Origin of the sequence: Paenibacillus sp. YAF4_2, from assembly GCF_052113225.1 — a bacterium.
Classification (GTDB): Bacteria; Bacillota; Bacilli; order Paenibacillales; family Paenibacillaceae; genus Pristimantibacillus.
Genome location: NZ_JBFRCT010000037.1, coordinates 1 through 408, shown reverse-complemented (window position 1 = coordinate 408; position 408 = coordinate 1). Strand labels below are relative to the sequence as shown.

General features: G+C 69.3%; 1 pseudogene. It reads right to left on the bottom strand.

Features of this window, described 5'->3' with window-relative positions:
- Window positions 1-408 (bottom strand): annotated as a pseudogene (locus AB4Y93_RS28905) (Asp-tRNA(Asn)/Glu-tRNA(Gln) amidotransferase subunit GatB); the annotation flags it as partial.

Sequence of the window (408 nt, the reverse complement as noted above, 5' to 3'; positions counted from 1 at the left end):
GCCTTTTCCTTGCCGGCGCGGAACTCTTCGACCGACTTGGCGTTGGCGGCCAGCACGTCGTCGATGATCTTCTCGAGTTCGCCGGTGTCGGACATCTGCTTGAGGCCCTTGGCGGCGATGATCGCGTCGGCGTCGCCGCCGGACTCGCCGGCCCACATCGCCGGGAAGACGTCCTTCTTGGCGGTGTTGTTGGACACCGTGCCGTCGGCGATGCGCGCCAGCAGCCTGGCCAGTTGCGCCGGGCGCACCGGGGCGTCGTCGATGGCCATGCCTTCGCGGTTCAGTTGCGACGCCACGTCGCCCATCAGCCAGTTGGCCGCCGGCTTGGCGCTGGCCACGCCGGCCTCGGTCACCACRGCCTCGAAGTACGCGGCGAGGGACTTGGTGGCCGTGAGCGTGCTCGCATCG